Source organism: Streptomyces sp. SP17BM10, from assembly GCF_036322405.1.
In the GTDB taxonomy this organism is placed as follows: domain Bacteria; phylum Actinomycetota; class Actinomycetes; order Streptomycetales; family Streptomycetaceae; genus Kitasatospora.
Genome location: NZ_JAQYXB010000187.1, coordinates 1 through 476 on the forward strand (window position 1 = coordinate 1; position 476 = coordinate 476).

Below are 476 nucleotides of genomic sequence, written 5' to 3' on the forward strand. Positions count from 1 at the left end.
CGTGGTCATGGCGGCGGCGGTGGCCGACTTCCGGCCCGCCGAGTACGTCACCGGCAAGATCAAGAAGGTCGAGGGGGTCGAGCCGGCGCCGGTCGCGCTGGTCCGCAATCCGGACGTCCTGGCCGAGCTGTCCGCCCCCCGGACCCGTTCGGGCCAACTGGTCGTGGGTTTCGCGGCGGAGACCGACGACGTGCTCGCGTTCGGCCGCGCCAAGCTCGCCCGCAAGGGCTGCGACCTGCTCGTCGTCAACGAGGTCGGCGACGGCACGGCCTTCGGGACGGACGTCAACGAGGCCGTGGTGCTGGGCTCCGACGGCAGTGAGACGGCCGTTCCGGGCGGCCCCAAGGAGGTGCTCGCGGACGTGGTCTGGGACCTGGTCGTGAAGCGACTGGAAACGGTCGGTAACCGTCCGTAAGGCGCTTGAGTCCGGTCGGAGAGTCGCTTGATAACGGTCTCGTTTTCCGGAAGCGGGTGAC

At 69.7% G+C, this 476-nt stretch carries 1 protein-coding gene; it reads left to right on the plus strand.

The window, feature by feature from the left end; all coding sequences use genetic code 11:
* Positions 1–415 (plus strand): phosphopantothenoylcysteine decarboxylase domain-containing protein (locus PUR71_RS00645; RefSeq protein WP_329924297.1); only part of this gene is annotated, 415 nt, incomplete at its 5' end.
* Between the last annotated feature and the right edge of the window lie 61 nt (positions 416–476).